Raw genomic sequence first — 16,319 nt, forward strand, 5'->3', positions numbered from 1 at the left:
TTAACCCTCCTTGACCAGGCCGAGATCGGTCAGCACGTTGCGGGTGGCGCTGTAGTAGCGCACGTACCCGGTGCAACGGCAGATGTGATGACCGAGGCTGTCCTCGATGACTTTTTCCAGCTGGCTTTTGACGATCGGCTGGCGCTGCAGCTTTTCCACCAGCACGGTCGCGGCATTGACGAAGCCTGGCGCGCAATAGCTGCACTGGAAGGCGAACTCGTCGACGAAGCGCTGCTGGATCGGGTTCAGTTCGGTGACCTTGCCCTGCTCGTCGCGGGTCGCATGGCCTTCGATGGTCCGAACCTTCTTGCCTTCGAAATAGTGTGCGCCGGTGATGCAGGTGCGCACTTCTTCGCTGGTGCCGTCCGGGTTGTCGACGATCACCACGCAAGCGTGGCAGATACCCTGGCCGCAACCCAGGCGCGAACCGGTGAGGTTCTTGTACTCGTGCAGGTAGTCGATCATCGGCAGGTCATCAGGGATGTCCACCGGGCCGACGGATTGACCGTTGAGGGTCAGTTGAAGCGGACGGTTAGCCATTGAGGGCCTCCTTGATGCGTGCAGAAGTGATAGGCAGGTCGCGGACACGTTTACCGATGGCATGGGCCACGGCGTTGCCGATGGCACCGACCACCGGGATCATCACCACCTCGGCGATGCCCTTGGACGGGTCGCTCGGCGACAATGGCGGCAGGATGTCCGCCGTCTGCTTCCACACCGCGACGTGACGCGCCATCGGCAAACGGTAACGGTTGAAGTTCCAGTCACCCTCCCCCGGCCCGCCTTCGTACAGCGGCATCTCTTCCATCAGCGCGTGGCCGATGCCCATGGCGATACCGCCTTCGAGCTGGCCCCTGACCAGTTCTTCCACCAGCACCCGACCGCACTCGACCCACGAGTGATGGTTGAGTACCGACACTTCGTTCGAACCCTTGTTGACCTTCACTTCCACCAGCGTCGCAACCGGGCTGTAGTAAGTCACCGCCGCGTTGTTCAACTGGGTCGCCGGGTAGGCGATGCCCTGCCGATCCAGCAGATGGAAACCGGCGCTGTTCATCTGCGCCTTCTTCGCCTTCGGTGCACCGTCGCCGTACTTCACGGCCAGGCCGTCGAGCGGCAAGCGCTCACGCACGCCGTCGATGCTGAACTCGGCCTCGGCCCAGCTCCAGCGATTGAAACCGTGCACGGTGGCACCGCTCACCAGGCCACGTTCGTGAACGCGCCTGGCCAGCATGGCGAATGGCAGTGGCTCCATGCCGTTGGCCGTGAGCTTGCCGTCGACCCAGTGGGCGTCTTCGCGGCGCACCACGTAAGGGTTGGCCTGGCCGCCGTAAGGGCCCTGGCGCCAGATCTCCAGCGCCGCCGGCCACAGGCCGTGGTTGAACAGCACGCGCGCCGCTTCACGGGTGGCGTGGCTGAAGTAGTACGCCGAGTTGGTGGCCGACGAAGCCGAAGCGACCTTGCCGACCCAGCGTGGATTGCGCAGGAAATTGTCCTGCTCGGCCTGGCTCATGATGTACGGGTTGCCGCCACTGACCAGCTGCAACTCTTTCCATTCGGTTTCGCCGGTCTTCACTTCGTGCGCCGGGATACCGAGGAAATCGGCCACGACCATGGCCTGGGAGGTGGACATGCCGGTGCCGATTTCGATACCGATGTGGCGCAGGCTGATGCGACCTTCGGCAGTGAATTCAATGCTGGCCATCGGCGCTTCGGAACCGGTGCCGAAGTCTTTCTGGCAGATGGCGAAACCCACCCCGTACCAGTTGTCCGGATCGGCTGCTTCGCGTTGTTTCTTGATCGCGTCGCGGTTTTTCCAGGTGTCGTGGGCCGCCGCCTTGTCGAGAATCTCGTGCAGGCGCAAGGCACCGGCCGGGATCGCGCCCTGGGTGTTTTTCATGCCCGAGCGCAGTGCGTTCTTGCGGCGCAGTTCGATGGCATCGACACCGAGGCGACCGGCGATTTCGTCAACCATCATCTCGGTCGCCGCCATGCTCTGCAGGGTGCCGTAGCCACGCATCGACCCGGCTTCAACGGCGCGGGAGTGATAGGCCGTGACCTGCAGATCGTTCTGCGGCATGTAGTAGATCGACTGTGCCGCCGTGGCGCCCACCGCCGCCACCGAAGGGCTGTAGTTGATTCGCCCGCCACCGTCGACGCTCATCTCACAGCGGAAAATCTTGAAGCTGTGGTCGGTCTTGTCCACCGCCAATTGGTAGCGGATGTCGAACGGGTGACGCTTGATCCCGCTCTGGAACTGCTCGTAACGGTCGTTGGCCAGGCGAACCGGCACACCGGCGCCGTACAACGCCGCCAGCGCTGCGTAGTAGACGAAAATGTTGTGGTCTTTCGAGCCATAACCGACGGTGTAACCCGGGTGCATGTTCAGGTTGGCCAGGCCGAAACGCGACGGCGCGATCATCTTCGCGGTTTCGGTCGCCGCTTCCAGCGGACACTGGGTGGCGACGACGAAATGCAGGGTCTTGGTCGCCGGGTCATACCAGCCGTTGCCGTTGTCCGGCTCCAGGGCAGCCGGTTCGATCGACGGGGTCTTGTAGCGCTCGTCGAAAACCAGCCAGTTGTCCGGTGGCGTATCGATCTGCTGCTTCATGCGCTCGGCGTAGAATAACCCGCGCTCGGTCAGGTTGCCGTGCAGGTTCGGCTGGGCGTTCCACACCGGACGACGGTTTTTCAGCATCGGGAACAGGATCGAATCCTTGAGGCTGGCGAACTCGTCTTCGTCGGCCGAGGTCGCACCGCCGACGCGCACGTAGCGGAAGCTGCCGTAGGGATCGCCTTCGTAGAACGGCGCTTTCTCGCCGTAGCGGATTGCCTTGTCATTGAACTTGAGTTGGTTCTTGGCCTGACGGAAGCGCTCGAAATCGTTCCAGATCAGGATCGCCACCGGGTGCCCGATGAACATCGGCACCTTGCCGGCCGGCAGCAACGGATCCGGGGCGTGCTCCTCAGGGAACACGATGCCGTCCTTGACCAGGTCTTCGGCAGTAACGATGCGGTCCGGCTGCAACCCGGCATCGAGCCACGACAGGTCGATGCCTGCAAAGATGTGGTCGGCCTTGATGGTTTTGAGCAGCATGGCGTGGCCTTGCTGCTGCGGCCAGCCCGGCATGTCCTTGGCGCGGATGTCGCGGGCAAAGACCTTGCTGCCGCAGACCTTGGACAAGGCATCGTTACGGGCCCGCGCCTTGCCATTGTTGCCGAGCCACTGCTCGGACGGCACGGTCACGCTGTTTTCCATCAAGGCGGCCAGCGCCTGGCTGCTCAACGGCGTGAGCGTCACGCTCACGCCCGCTACCAGCCCGCCCTGAAGGAACGAGCGCCGGGATATATCACGGTTGGACATGGATCATCCTCTGGGCGGTTATGGGGTCCGCCCTTCTGGTTATGTTCTGGAAAATCTCGAGTCTTGCAGAAGCCCTTTTCGACGATGCAAAGGGCTGTTGTTGACAGTGCAAAGCTGACCGAAAGGTTAAGTTTATAGGCTTATGGCCTTACGGAAAACCAAAAACTGACCAGAAAATCAAAAAAACGCGACTATTCGACGCAGCACAGTAATAGTAGACGTGAATCTCGGTAGCGCGAGGTCAGGGGGGGCGCTGAACGACGGCGTCGTCAGCTCCAATCGGCCATTCATGCAAAGGGGCATGCAGAAAGGTCCGCCTGGAAAAAGGCGAGAGGAGAAAAACCTGAATTTCAGACACAAAAAACCCCGGCCTTTCGACCAGGGTCTTTGCTATCGACTCGAAGTAAACCTGCGGTTTTCTTCGTAGCTCCAAGGCGTTCAGTGGGCCTCGGGGCAGATATGGCGCAGCGGACGGGACTCGAACCCGCGACCCCCGGCGTGACAGGCCGGTATTCTAACCGACTGAACTACCGCTGCGTATCGCTTTGGACTTTCGTCCAAGTAACTCGTCTGATTGAAAACTCAGTAGCTTTTCAATCTCGAGCCAGGCATGCCTAACTCGGAAAATATGGCGCAGCGGACGGGACTCGAACCCGCGACCCCCGGCGTGACAGGCCGGTATTCTAACCGACTGAACTACCGCTGCGCGTCGGTGGAGGCATTTCAGCCTACCTCTTGCTTTCGCAAGTATCTCGGAAGTGGTGGGTGATGACGGGATCGAACCGCCGACATTCTGCTTGTAAGGCAGACGCTCTCCCAGCTGAGCTAATCACCCGTTTGCATCTCCGAGGCCGCGAAATTTACGCAGGTAGCGAACCTAAGTCAATAGCAGGATTGAAGTTTTTCTGAAAAAGACAAAATCATTTCATTCCGGCCAGTGTCGGCAACCATCAGTCCGCCTTCGCGGGCAAGCTCGCTCCCACAGTTAAAAGCATGCTCTCTCCCTCTGTGGAGCTTGCTCGCGATGAGGGCAGCACATTCAACATCAAATGCTGAAGACCGCACCCTGCCCCCATCACTCGCTGTAAATCATCTTTTTGGTCATGCCGCCATCGACCACGAATTCCTGGCCGGTGACAAACCCGGCATTCCTCGACAGCAGCCAGGCTACCATCGCCGCTACGTCCTCGACCGTCCCTACCCTGCCCGCCGGATGCTGGGCATGATCGGCTTCGGTCAAGGGCTCGGCACGCCGCACCGAGGGGTCGCGTGCATCGATCCAGCCCGGGCTGACGGCATTGACCCGGATCTCCGGACCCAGGCTGATGGCCAACGCATGGGTCAGGGCCAACAAACCGCCCTTGCTCGCCGCATAGGCCTCCGTGTCGGGTTCCGACTGCCCGGCGCGGGTCGAGGCCAAATTGACGATGGCACCGCTGTGAGCGCGCAGGTACGGCGCACAGTGTTTGGCCAGCAACATCGGCCCGCTGAGGTTCACCGCCAACACCCGATTCCAGTGGGCCAGATCAAGGCTTTCCAGGGTGATATTGTGCGGATCGGCAACCGCTGCGTTGCATACCAGCGCATCCAGTCGCCCGAACTGGCCGAGCACCTCGGCCACGCCAAGTGCGACTTGCCCTTCATTCGAGACATCCATGGCGATGAACCAGGCGTTGTCGCCCAGCACTTTCGCCACCTTCGAACCGCGCTCCCGGTCCAGGTCCGTCAGCACGACTTGCCAGCCTTCGCTGATCAGCCAGGCCGAGATCCCCAGGCCAATGCCCCGCGCAGCACCGGTCACCAGCGCTACGCGACCATTCGAGCCGGTGGTCGGCGCAGACAACTCGATCACAACGCAGCCAGACCGCGCGCCAGATCGGCTTGCAGGTCCGCCACGTCTTCCAGACCGACCGCAACGCGGATCAGGCTGTCACGAATGCCCGCCGCTTCACGCTCCTGAGGCGCCAGACGACCATGGGAGGTGGTGCTCGGGTGGGTAATGGTGGTCTTGCTGTCGCCCAGGTTGGCAGTGATCGAAATCAGACGCGTGGCATCGATAAAGCGCCAGGCGCCCTCTTTGCCGCCCTTGACCTCAAAACTGACGACCGCACCGAAGCCCTTCTGCTGGCGCAGCGCCAGTTCGTGCTGCGGATGGCTCTTGAGGCCGGCGTAATGGACTTTCTCGATGCCGTCCTGCTGCTCCAGCCACTCGGCCAGTTGCTGGGCGTTGGCGCAATGGGCCTTCATCCGCAGGTTGAGGGTTTCCAGGCCCTTGAGGAAGATCCAGGCGTTGAACGGGCTCAGGGTCGGCCCGGCGGTACGCAGGAAGCCGACCACCTCTTTCATCTGCTCGCTACGACCGGCGACCACGCCACCCATGCAACGGCCCTGGCCGTCGATGAACTTGGTGGCCGAGTGCACGACGATGTCCGCGCCCATTTTCAGCGGCTGCTGCAACGCCGGGGTGCAGAAGCAGTTGTCGACCACCAGCATCGCGCCTTTGGCGTGAGCGATTTTCGACAGCTCAGCGATGTCGACCAACTCGGCCAGCGGGTTGGACGGCGACTCGACAAACAGCAATTTGGTGTTGGCCTTGATTGCCGCATCCCAGCCGGACAAGTCCGCCAGGGCCACGTAATCGACTTCGATGCCGAAACGCTTGAAGTACTTTTCGAACAGGCTGATGGTCGAGCCGAATACGCTGCGCGACACCAGCACATGATCACCGGCGCTGCACAGGCTCATCACCACGGCCATGATCGCGGCCATGCCAGTGGCGGTGGCCACGGCCTGCTCGGCGCTTTCCAGCGCGGCGATGCGTTCTTCGAACGCGCGTACGGTCGGGTTGGTGTAGCGCGAATAAACGTTGCCCGGCACTTCGCCAGCGAAGCGCGCAGCGGCGTCGGCGGCGGTACGGAACACGTAGCTGGAGGTGAAGAACATCGGATCACCATGTTCGCCTTCCGGCGTACGGTGCTGACCGGCGCGTACGGCCAGGGTATCGAACGCTACACCTTCGAGGTCGCTGTCCAGCCGACCGGCATCCCATTCCTGACTCATGCTGTCACTCCTTTCCTTATTCTCGTAAATAAAAAGCCAGATACAAAACCGGCCCCTCAGGGCCGGTAGAAACTCAGTTGTTGTACAGATCGATGATCGCACTGACTGCCTGCGTCTTGACCTTGGAGGCATCGTTGCGTGCCTGCTCGATCTTGTTCAGGTAAGCCTCGTCGACGTCGCCGGTGACGTACTGGCCGTCGAACACCGCGCAATCGAACTTGTCGATCTTGATCTTGCCGCCACCGACCGCTTCGATCAAGTCAGGCAGGTCCTGATAGATCAGCCAGTCGGCGCCGATCAGGTCAGCCACGTCCTGGGTCGAACGGTTGTGGGCGATCAGCTCGTGAGCGCTCGGCATGTCGATGCCGTAGACGTTCGGGTAGCGAACCGCTGGCGCCGCGGAGCAGAAGTAGACGTTCTTGGCGCCGGCTTCGCGGGCCATCTGAATGATCTGCTTGCAAGTAGTGCCACGAACGATGGAGTCGTCCACCAGCATCACGTTCTTGCCACGGAATTCCAGTTCGATGGCGTTGAGCTTCTGGCGTACGGATTTTTTCCGCGCGGCCTGGCCTGGCATGATGAAAGTCCGGCCGATGTAGCGGTTCTTCACGAAGCCTTCGCGGAACTTCACGCCCAGATGGTTCGCCAGCTCCAGCGCCGCGGTGCGACTGGTATCCGGAATCGGGATGACCACGTCGATGTCGTGATCCGGACGCTCGCGCTGGATCTTCTCGGCCAGCTTCTCACCCATGCGCAGGCGGGCCTTGTAGACCGATACGCCGTCGATGATCGAGTCCGGACGCGCCAGGTAGACGTGCTCGAAGATGCACGGCGTCAGGGACGGGTTGGTCGCGCACTGACGGGTGTACAGCTTGCCCTCTTCAGTGATGTAGACCGCTTCGCCCGGTGCCAGGTCGCGAATCAGGGTGAAGCCCAGCACGTCCAGGGAAACGCTTTCCGAGGCGATCATGTACTCGACGCCTTCATCGGTGTGACGCTGGCCGAACACGATCGGGCGGATGCCGTGCGGGTCGCGGAAGCCGACGATGCCGTAGCCGGTGATCATCGCCACGACGGCGTAACCACCGACGCAACGGTTGTGCACGTCGGTGACCGCGGCGAAAACGTCTTCTTCGGTCGGCTGCAACTTGCCGCGCTGGGCCAGTTCGTGCGCGAACACGTTGAGCAGCACTTCCGAATCGGAACTGGTGTTGACGTGGCGCAGGTCAGATTCGTAAATCTCCTTGGCCAGTTGTTCAACGTTGGTCAGGTTACCGTTGTGCGCCAGGGTGATGCCGTAAGGCGAGTTGACGTAAAACGGTTGAGCTTCAGCCGAAGTCGAGCTGCCCGCGGTTGGATAACGCACATGGCCAATGCCCATGTGACCGACCAGGCGCTGCATGTGACGCTGCTGGAACACGTCACGCACCAGACCATTGTCCTTGCGCAGGAATAACCGGCCATCATGGCTGGTCACGATACCGGCAGCGTCCTGGCCGCGGTGCTGGAGGACGGTTAGCGCGTCATACAGCGCCTGATTGACGTTCGACTTACCGACGATACCGACGATGCCACACATGCGACGCAACCCCTACTTAATGGATCTGAACTGAGCACTACTCACTGAGGCGTTTTGGCCGTCGGCAAGAGTTGCTCCTTGAACGGAATATCAGCGGGTACGCTGATTCCGCTGGCAAGCCACTGACTGCTCCACCCGAGGATCAGGTTTTTGGACCAGTCTGCGACCAATAGAAATTTTGGCACGAGCTGTGACTCTTTCCACCACCCGTCCTGCTGTACCGGCCCCAGGCTCAACAGCCCGACGGCGATAACGACCAGCAACCCGCCACGCGCGGCGCCGAAGGCCATGCCGAGGAATCGGTCGGTCCCGGAGAGCCCGGTGACGCGAACCAGTTCGCCGATAAGATAATTGATCATTGCGCCTACGATTAAAGTGGCGACAAACATGATGGCACAGCCCGTGATTATACGTGCCGATGGCGTTTGAATGTACCCGCCGAGGTACTCGGACAGTGAGCCACCGAACATCCAGGCTACGACTCCTGCGATGATCCAGGTCAACAGCGACAGAGCTTCTTTGACGAAGCCGCGGCTCAGACTGATCAATGCGGAGATGGCGACGATTGCTACGATCGCCCAGTCAACCCAGGTAAATGGCACAGTGCAGCCTACAGACGGATAAGGCGGCGCATTTTAGCAGAGCCCATGCTTATCGGTAAGCTGCGATTGTCAGTGCATTTCATATCGGGGCGATAGTTTTAGCCACGTTCCGGCTGAAAGCGCACCACAAACCCCTTGAGGTTCTGCTGGCGGTTCAGCAAGTCACGCAGCCGGTCGGCTTCAGCGCGTTCGATCAGCGGCCCGACAAACACCCGGTTTTTGCCGTCGGCGGTGCGGATGTAGGCGTTGTAGCCCTGGCTGCGCAGGGTTTTCTGAAGCTTTTCCGCGCTTTCACGGCTAGACAGGCTGGCCAGTTGCACCGACCAGCTGACAGACAAGCCATTGGCATCGACACGGCTTGGCGTGGTGTCCGGCTTGCCCGGTGCCGCAGTGATGGGCTGGGCAGGCGCTGTCGCAGGTTTGGCCGCCAAAGCCGGGACCGGCGCAGGTGCAGCCGGCTTGGCTGCCGGCGCTGGAGCCACCGGCGCAGTTGGCACCGCCGATTCCTGCTGGGCGATTTCGTCATCGCTCGGCACGGGTTCCTGAGGCAAGGCTTGCGGCTCAGGCACCACCACGGGCTCGACCTGCACCTGGGGCAACGCCGGCGCCTGTGGAGCCGCAGGCGCTTCGACCGTCACCTGGCGCTGTTCGTCCTGGCGGGAAAACAGCATCGGCAGAAAAATCACCGCCAGCGCGACCAACACCAGGGCGCCAACCATGCGCTGTTTGTATGCCTTATCCAGCAATGCCATTTGCCGCTTCCTCCGTGGAGCGCCGGGCCAGCCACTCAAGGGCCTCGGCGACACAATAAAATGATCCGAACAACAGGATTTCGTCGTCGTTCGTGGCCTGCGCGCACTGCCCTTCCAGGGCGGCCGCTACGCTGCCGTATGACGTGACCGACGCACCAAGACCTTGCAACGCATCGTGCAAATCCGCAACCGGACGCGCCCGAGGCGAGTCCAGCGGTGCGACAGCCCAGTGCTGGACACTAGCATTCAATTCGCCGACAACACCACCCAGGTCTTTGTCCGCCAGCAGCCCGAACACCGCCAGGCGCCTGCCGACCGGCGGGCGACTGGCCAGGCGACGAGCCAGATACTCCGCCGCATGGGGGTTGTGTCCCACATCCAGCAATAGATTCAAGCGCTTGCCTTGCCACTCGATCTCACGGCGATCCAGACGACCGACCACCTTCGTTGCCTGCAGCGCCTCGACAATCTGCGCATCCACCCAAGGCAAACCGAGCAGCTGGTACGCCTGCAACGCCAGCGCAGCGTTTTCCATCGGCAGATCGAGCAGCGGCAAGTCGCGCAGTTCAACCGCGCGCCCTTGCCCATCGACACCGCACCATTGCCAGTTGTGATCGGTCACACCGAGGTCGAAATCGCGTCCACGCAGGAAAAACGGGCAATTGAGCTCGCGCGCCTTATCCAGCAGAGGTTGTGGAGGATTCAGGTCGCCGCAGAGCGCAGGCGCGCCCTGACGGAAAATACCGGCCTTCTCGAAGGCCACGGACTCTCGGGTATCACCCAGGTAATCCGCATGATCGACACCAATACTGGTGACCAGCGCCATGTCGGCGTCCACCACGTTGACCGTGTCCAGCCGACCGCCCAGACCGACTTCCAGCACCACCGCATCGAGCCCGGAGCGCTGGAACAGCCAGAATGCCGCCAGGGTGCCCATTTCGAAGTAAGTCAGGGAAGTGTCGCCGCGCCCGGCCTCTACCGCGGCAAAGGCCTCGCACAACTCGGCATCCGTGGCTTCGACGCCATTGACCGTTACCCGCTCGTTGTAACGCAGCAGGTGCGGGGAGTTGTAGACCCCCACTTTCAAGCCCTGTGCCCGCAGCAGGGACGCCACGAACGCACAGGTGGAACCCTTGCCGTTGGTCCCGGTGACCGTGATCACCCGAGGCGCCGGCTTGCCCAGTCCCATGCGGGACGCTACCTGTTGCGACCGCTCCAGGCCCATGTCGATGACCGAAGGGTGCAACTGCTCAAGGTAGGCGAGCCATTCGCCAAGGGTTCGTTGGGTCATAGGTTGGCAGGTACCGGTGGAACCACGATCGGCTCGATGGGTGCAGCCACGAACTTCGGCGTCGGCAGGCCCATCATTTGCGCCAGCAGGTTGCCCAGGCGCGGACGCAGTTCCTGACGGTCGATGATCATGTCGATGGCACCGTGCTCCAGCAGGAACTCGCTGCGCTGGAAGCCTTCCGGCAGTTTTTCACGCACGGTCTGCTCGATCACACGTGGACCGGCAAAACCGATCAACGCCTTCGGCTCGCCGACAATCACATCGCCCAGCATCGCCAGACTGGCGGAAACGCCGCCGTAGACCGGATCGGTCAACACGGAAATGAACGGGATGCCTTCTTCACGCAGACGAGCCAGCACCGCGGAGGTCTTGGCCATTTGCATCAGGGAAATCAGCGCTTCCTGCATCCGCGCACCACCGGAAGCGGAGAAGCAGATCATCGGGCAACGTTTTTCCAGGGCGTAGTTGGCGGCGCGCACGAAACGCTCACCGACGATGGCGCCCATCGAACCACCCATGAAGGAAAACTCGAACGCCGAAACCACCACCGGCATCCCCAGCAAAGTACCGCTCATGGAAACCAGCGCGTCTTTTTCGCCGGTCTGCTTTTGGGCAGCGGTCAGGCGATCCTTGTACTTCTTGCCGTCGCGAAACTTCAGACGGTCGACCGGCTCCAGGTCCGCACCCAGTTCGGCACGGCCTTCAACATCGAGGAAGATGTCGATACGGGCGCGGGCGCCGATACGCATGTGATGGTTGCACTTGGGGCAAACGTCCAGGGTCTTTTCCAGCTCCGGACGATACAGCACAGCCTCGCAAGACGGGCATTTGTGCCAAAGACCTTCAGGCACCGAGCTCTTCTTGACCTCGGAACGCATGATCGAAGGGATCAGTTTGTCTACTAACCAGTTGCTCATGCTTTCTTTCTCCAGTACCGGCGGCCCGAACGCTCTGGTTCGCGGCCCCGTGTATGCCCTAGCGCTAAATTCATGTGTGCGAAGAGGGTCGAGGACTGCCACGGTCAGCGCGAAACATGACCTGCGTGCAACCAAAAACCCTCGGATCTGCCTGCTGTGTGCAGTGCATCCGCTTTGTACAGTGCAGTGGACGGCGGCAGTCTGCCAGCCGTCACATCAACAGGTGCTACCGCGTACCGCTTTGATAAATGCCCGGATCCTTGCGTGATCCTTGATGCCCTTGCTCGCCTCTACCCCACCGCTGACATCCACGGCATAAGGCCGGACGCGGGCAATCGCTTCGGCGACGTTATCCGGCGTCAGACCACCCGCCAGAATGATCGGCTTGCTCAAGCCTTGCGGTATCAGTGACCAGTCAAATGCCTCGCCGGTTCCTCCGGGAACGCCTTCGACATAGGTATCGAGCAAGATGCCGCTGGCACTGGCATAGGCATCACAGGCCGCGGCGATATCATCCCCCGCCTTGACCCGCAGCGCCTTGATGTACGGGCGGTGCCAACCCTCACAATCCTCTGCGCTTTCATCGCCGTGAAATTGCAGCAGGTCCAGGGGCACTGCGTCGAGGAGCTCACCCAATTCGCAACGGCTCGCATTGACGAACAGGCCCACGGTGGTCACGAACGGCGGCAGCGCCTTGATGATCGAGCGCGCCTGCTGGAACGTCACCGCACGGGGGCTTTTGGCGTAGAACACGAATCCGATGGCATCCGCCCCGGCCTCGACGGCCGCCAACGCATCCTCTATGCGGGTAATCCCACAGATCTTGCTGCGAACGGCTGACATGTCGACACAACTCCAAGACAAATCCGGGAAAGTCCCGGATGGTAACAAAAGCATTCGAGGGCGTCAGCCGCCAAGTTCCGAGAACCCGGTCAGGAAGTGTGGACCGATGTAACGCTCGGGCAATTGGAACTCGTCACGGTACTCGACCTGAACCAGATACAAACCGAATGGATGCGCGGTCACGCCACCGGTCCGTCGAATCCGACTCTCCAGCACCTCTTTCATCCACTCCACCGGACGCTCTCCGGCGCCAATGGTCATCAGCACGCCGGCAATGTTGCGCACCATGTGATGCAGGAAGGCGCTGGCGCGGATATCCAGCACGATCATCTTGCCGTGACGGGTGACGCGCAGGTGATGCAGTTCCTTGATCGGCGACTTGGCCTGGCACTGGCCGGCACGAAAAGCGCTGAAATCATGGGTGCCGAGCAGGTATTGAGCGGCCTCGGCCATGCGCTCGACGTCCAGCGGACGGTGGTTCCAGGTCACTTCTTCGTTCAGGTGCGCCGGGCGGATCTGATCGTTGTAGATCACATAGCGATAACGCCGGGCAATGGCCTTGAAGCGCGCATGGAAGTGCGCCGGCATGACCTTGGCCCAACTGACACTGACGTCGTGGGGCAAATTGATGTTGGCACCCATGGTCCAGGCCTTCATCGAACGCTCGACCTGGGTGTCGAAATGTACCACCTGTCCGCAGGCATGCACCCCGGCGTCGGTACGCCCGGCGCACATCAGCGAAACGGGTGAGTCGGCGACTTTGGACAAGGCGTTTTCAAGGGTTTCCTGCACGGTGAGGACGCCGGAGGCCTGGCGCTGCCAGCCGCGATAGCGCGAGCCTTTGTATTCGACGCCCAGCGCGATCCGGAAAAAGCCGTCGGCAGCCATTTCGGCGGCCGGGTTATCTATATTTGCCAAGGAGGGACAGCCTGATGATGTACCAAAGGCGGGCATTATAAGGCCGACTGGAGGGGATGCCAGTACAACTGAGGGCCTGGAGTGAATGTCAGGGCCTCTTCGCGAGCAGGCTCGCTCCCACAGGGGATGGGTGCAGAGCCCAATATTGCGGAAGACATTGATCCAATGTGGGAGCGAGCCTGCTCGCGAAAATCCCAGGGAGCACGGGGACTCACTGCAAAAACGGCAGCCTCTATGGGCTGCCGCTTTTCTTACAACCTACCGATCACTCAAGCCAGGCGCGACAGCATTTCCTCGGCTTCACCCTTCTGCTCGGCATTGCCTTCGCTTACGACCTCTTTGAGGATGTCACGAGCACCGTCGCTGTCGCCCATGTCGATATAGGCCTGAGCCAGATCGAGCTTGGTAGCGGCCTCGTCAGTGCCCGAAAGGAAGTCGAAGTCATCATCGTCGCCCAGTGCGGCATCTGCTTCGGTGAAGGTCGGTTCGCCAATGCTGCTGGACAGGCTCTCCAGTTCAGCGTTGACATCATCCAGCTCTGCCGCGAACGCATCCGGTGCGTCCAGCTCATCGGCCAGCGACAGATCGAAATCGGCCGGCAATTCCAGGTCATCCAGCGCGACCTCAGGAACAGACGGTGTTTCGGCAACCGGAAAATCCTTCACGCCCTCATCCAGGTCCAGCAGGAAGTCGTCTTCAGCCAGCATCGCCGGCGACGGTTGCGCACCGAGATCCAGGTCAAGGTCAAGGTCGAAGTCCGACAGATCGTCGAGGTTTTCCTTGATGTCAGTCTGCTGCTGCAACACCGACTCAAAACTCAGGTCGTCGTCCAGCGGGAACTCTTCCAGGTCTGCCAGCCCCGCTACTTCGGGCTCCGGTGCAGGTGCGGGTGCGGGCGCCACAGGTGTAATCGAGTCCAGATCATCCAGGCTCAGGTCGAAGGCGCTGTCGAGGTCATCCTCGAACGGCGCAGGCGCAAGCTCTGGTTCTGGCGCTGGTGCTTGCGGCTCATCGAGCAACAGGTCCTTGACGTATTGCGCGTCCAGCTCGGCGGCAACGGCGGCTGCGGCGATACCACCGGCAGCGACCAGCGCCATGGCCGGGAAGCGGCTTTTGAGCTTTTCAACCTGGGCGAAGTTGTCGCCATTGGCCACCAACTGACGCTCCTGGCCGACGAATGCATCGCGGTCGCCTTGCTGGCCGTAGACTTCCATCAGTTTCAAGCGCAAGTCGCTGCGCTTGGGCTCTTGCTTGACGCCGTCCTCCAGCAATGCGGCAGCCTGGTTCAGGCGACCGGCATCGATGTGCGACTGAGCCTGGCCCAGCACGTCGTCGGAACGCTCGGCAGCGGGTGCCACCAATGGCGCGGCGATCGGCGTGGTCATCACCACCGGAGCAACTACCGGCGCTGGCGCGGGAGCAGGCGTCGGGGCTGTCGCCAGTTTCACGCTCGGCGGCGGAACTTCCAGGCCATCGAAGCTGCTTTCCGGCAAGTCGAAATCGGCCGAGAACGGCTGTTCTTCGGCCAGGGCACGGGCCATGCGCAGATGTTTTTCGGCTTCTTGCCGGGCTTTGCGGCGACGCGCCAGCAACAGCAGCAGGAGCAGCAGAATCACCGCACCGCCACCGACCAGGCCCAGCAACACCGGATTGGTCAGCAATTCATTGAATTTCTGATCGTCGGATGCGGCCGGTGTCGCCTCAACAGGTTTTTCGGCGGGTGTCGGAGTTGCCCCGGGCGCTGGCGCAGTGTCAGCGGGAGCAGGCGCTGCCCCTGGGTTGGCAGCCAGTTCGGCCGACATTGCCGGCGCTGTCACGGCCGCAGCGCCCTCGGTTTGCAACTTGGCCAACTGGTTGTTCTTCAACTCGATCAGGCGCTGCAGCTTGTCCACCTGGCTTTGCAGGTCGGCCATGCGACTTTTCAGTTCGGCGTTATCACGACGGCTGGTGTCGAGGCTTTCCTGAGTCACCGCCAGCTTGTTGCTGAGGGCCTTGGCATCTCCGACAGCTCCTTTGCCTGGGTTCTTGCCGGATTCGGCCGACACCAGGCTCAGCTTGTCGGTGGCCGCTTGCGCCGGCGCGCCATCAGTACGCGCGCGATGGGTAGCGTCGAGCTGTTGCTGCCCTGCCCCGGGTTTGGCCACATAACGGCGACCCTGGCGCCAGGCCTTGTTCTGTGCGGCCACTTCGGCAATCGCCTTGGCTTGCGGCAGGTCCGTGCTCTGCGCCTGGCCCGGCAGGCGCAGCACCTGGCCGGTTTTCAGGCGGTTGATGTTGCCGTCGATAAAGGCATCCGGGTTCAGCGCCTGGATGGCCAGCATGGTTTGCTGGATCGAACCACCATTACGCGCCTTCGCGGCGATTTCCCACAGGGTATCGCGCGCCGTGGTGGTGTATTGGGACGGTTTGGTCGCACCGGTGACGGGCGCGGCAACCGTTGACGCCGGTTGTGCGGCCGCTTCAGCGGTTTGCGGCGAGAATTTGGACGGATCGAGCAGCACACTGTAGTCGCGCAGCAAACGGCCGTTCGGCCACATGACCTGAACCAGGAATTTCACCATGGGTTCGGAAAGCGGCTTGCTGGAGGTCACGCGCAGGATGCTTTTGCCGCCGGCGTTGAGCACAGGGGTGAAGGTCAAGTCATTGAGAAACGCCTGGCGGTCGACACCGGCCTTGGCGAAATCGTCTGGTGAGGCCAGGCTCGGCACCACTTCGGCGGCGGTGAGTTCCTTGACATCGAGCAGCTCGATTTCCGCTACCAGCGGCTGGTTGAGCGTCGATTTCAGGGTCAACTCCCCGAGCCCGAGGGCATGCGCCATACCGGAGGACAGCGCCGAGGCGGCCGCTATTGCTAACACCAGTTTGCGAACTTGAACCATTAGCTCATCCTTAGTTTGAACATTCCTCGGCCAGCGAGAAGGTATTGATAGCCGCTGCCGTAAGGCACTGCGCGCAACGGCGAGGGTCGTCACGCGGAATTATTCGACAAATAG

General features: G+C 61.5%; 12 protein-coding genes and 3 tRNA genes. All 15 read right to left on the reverse strand.

The annotated features are described in order from the left end of the window. Entirely contained in the window at positions 1–540 is a 540-nt protein-coding gene (locus tag AC3ITA_RS18495; RefSeq protein ID WP_007982256.1) for a (2Fe-2S)-binding protein, read from the reverse strand. Continuing rightward, positions 533–3,364 carry a xanthine dehydrogenase family protein molybdopterin-binding subunit gene (locus AC3ITA_RS18500; RefSeq protein ID WP_150672786.1) on the reverse strand — a complete coding sequence of 944 codons (2,832 nt, stop codon included), beginning with the start codon at positions 3,362–3,364 and terminating at the stop codon, positions 533–535. The genes AC3ITA_RS18495 and AC3ITA_RS18500 overlap by 8 nt, the downstream gene beginning before the upstream one ends. A gap of 460 nt (positions 3,365–3,824) precedes the next feature. Continuing rightward, a tRNA-Asp gene (locus tag AC3ITA_RS18505) sits at positions 3,825–3,901 on the reverse strand. A gap of 92 nt (positions 3,902–3,993) precedes the next feature. Next, positions 3,994–4,070, reverse strand: a tRNA-Asp gene (locus AC3ITA_RS18510). 53 nt (positions 4,071–4,123) lie between these two features. Then, positions 4,124–4,199 (reverse strand) — tRNA-Val (locus tag AC3ITA_RS18515). A gap of 240 nt (positions 4,200–4,439) precedes the next feature. After that, on the reverse strand, positions 4,440–5,216 hold the full coding sequence (locus tag AC3ITA_RS18520; protein WP_095943669.1) for an SDR family oxidoreductase: 777 nt from the start codon (positions 5,214–5,216) through the stop codon (positions 4,440–4,442). Beyond that, a complete protein-coding gene (locus tag AC3ITA_RS18525) occupies positions 5,213–6,424 on the reverse strand; it encodes an O-succinylhomoserine sulfhydrylase (RefSeq protein ID WP_095943670.1) in 1,212 nt (403 codons plus the stop codon). Before AC3ITA_RS18525 ends, AC3ITA_RS18520 begins: the two co-directional genes overlap by 4 nt. 73 nt (positions 6,425–6,497) lie before the next feature. Beyond that, positions 6,498–8,003: an amidophosphoribosyltransferase gene (gene purF, locus AC3ITA_RS18530; RefSeq protein WP_095943671.1), complete on the reverse strand. Its 1,506-nt coding sequence runs from the start codon at positions 8,001–8,003 to the stop codon at positions 6,498–6,500. Between the two features lie 41 nt (positions 8,004–8,044). After that, complete coding sequence (locus tag AC3ITA_RS18535; protein WP_056722189.1) at positions 8,045–8,605, reverse strand: CvpA family protein; 561 nt, start codon at positions 8,603–8,605, stop codon at positions 8,045–8,047. 98 nt (positions 8,606–8,703) lie between these two features. Continuing rightward, a complete protein-coding gene (locus AC3ITA_RS18540; protein ID WP_095943672.1) occupies positions 8,704–9,357 on the reverse strand; it encodes an SPOR domain-containing protein in 654 nt (217 codons plus the stop codon). Then, the gene (folC, locus tag AC3ITA_RS18545) at positions 9,341–10,648 is read right to left on the reverse strand and encodes a bifunctional tetrahydrofolate synthase/dihydrofolate synthase (RefSeq protein WP_095943673.1); all 1,308 of its coding nucleotides are present in this window, start codon (positions 10,646–10,648) and stop codon (positions 9,341–9,343) included. Before folC ends, AC3ITA_RS18540 begins: the two co-directional genes overlap by 17 nt. Beyond that, positions 10,645–11,565 (reverse strand): acetyl-CoA carboxylase, carboxyltransferase subunit beta, encoded by a 921-nt coding sequence (accD, locus tag AC3ITA_RS18550; RefSeq protein ID WP_095943674.1) that lies wholly within the window; start codon positions 11,563–11,565, stop codon positions 10,645–10,647. Before accD ends, folC begins: the two co-directional genes overlap by 4 nt. 216 nt (positions 11,566–11,781) lie before the next feature. Continuing rightward, the gene (locus AC3ITA_RS18555) at positions 11,782–12,408 is read right to left on the reverse strand and encodes a phosphoribosylanthranilate isomerase (protein ID WP_095943675.1); all 627 of its coding nucleotides are present in this window, start codon (positions 12,406–12,408) and stop codon (positions 11,782–11,784) included. A 63-nt stretch (positions 12,409–12,471) separates the two neighbouring features. Beyond that, a complete protein-coding gene (gene truA, locus AC3ITA_RS18560; RefSeq protein ID WP_095943676.1) occupies positions 12,472–13,296 on the reverse strand; it encodes a tRNA pseudouridine(38-40) synthase TruA in 825 nt (274 codons plus the stop codon). A gap of 299 nt (positions 13,297–13,595) precedes the next feature. Further along, the gene (locus tag AC3ITA_RS18565; protein WP_489278170.1) at positions 13,596–16,205 is read right to left on the reverse strand and encodes a motility hub landmark protein FimV; all 2,610 of its coding nucleotides are present in this window, start codon (positions 16,203–16,205) and stop codon (positions 13,596–13,598) included. Between the last annotated feature and the right edge of the window lie 114 nt (positions 16,206–16,319).

This window comes from Pseudomonas sp. GL_090 (assembly GCF_057837765.1).

What these genes read in the sequence shown, in the direction of transcription:
- AC3ITA_RS18495 (WP_007982256.1), bottom strand. Translation starts at nt 540, where the DNA reads ATGGCTAACCGTCCGCTTCAACTGACCCTCAACGGTCAATCCGTCGGC.
- AC3ITA_RS18500 (WP_150672786.1), bottom strand. Translation starts at nt 3,364, where the DNA reads ATGTCCAACCGTGATATATCCCGGCGCTCGTTCCTTCAGGGCGGGCTG.
- AC3ITA_RS18525 (WP_095943670.1), bottom strand. Translation starts at nt 6,424, where the DNA reads ATGAGTCAGGAATGGGATGCCGGTCGGCTGGACAGCGACCTCGAAGGT.
- purF (WP_095943671.1), bottom strand. Translation starts at nt 8,003, where the DNA reads ATGTGTGGCATCGTCGGTATCGTCGGTAAGTCGAACGTCAATCAGGCG.
- AC3ITA_RS18540 (WP_095943672.1), bottom strand. Translation starts at nt 9,357, where the DNA reads ATGGCATTGCTGGATAAGGCATACAAACAGCGCATGGTTGGCGCCCTG.
- folC (WP_095943673.1), bottom strand. Translation starts at nt 10,648, where the DNA reads ATGACCCAACGAACCCTTGGCGAATGGCTCGCCTACCTTGAGCAGTTG.
- accD (WP_095943674.1), bottom strand. Translation starts at nt 11,565, where the DNA reads ATGAGCAACTGGTTAGTAGACAAACTGATCCCTTCGATCATGCGTTCC.
- AC3ITA_RS18555 (WP_095943675.1), bottom strand. Translation starts at nt 12,408, where the DNA reads ATGTCAGCCGTTCGCAGCAAGATCTGTGGGATTACCCGCATAGAGGAT.
- truA (WP_095943676.1), bottom strand. Translation starts at nt 13,296, where the DNA reads ATGGCTGCCGACGGCTTTTTCCGGATCGCGCTGGGCGTCGAATACAAA.
- AC3ITA_RS18565 (WP_489278170.1), bottom strand. Translation starts at nt 16,205, where the DNA reads ATGGTTCAAGTTCGCAAACTGGTGTTAGCAATAGCGGCCGCCTCGGCG.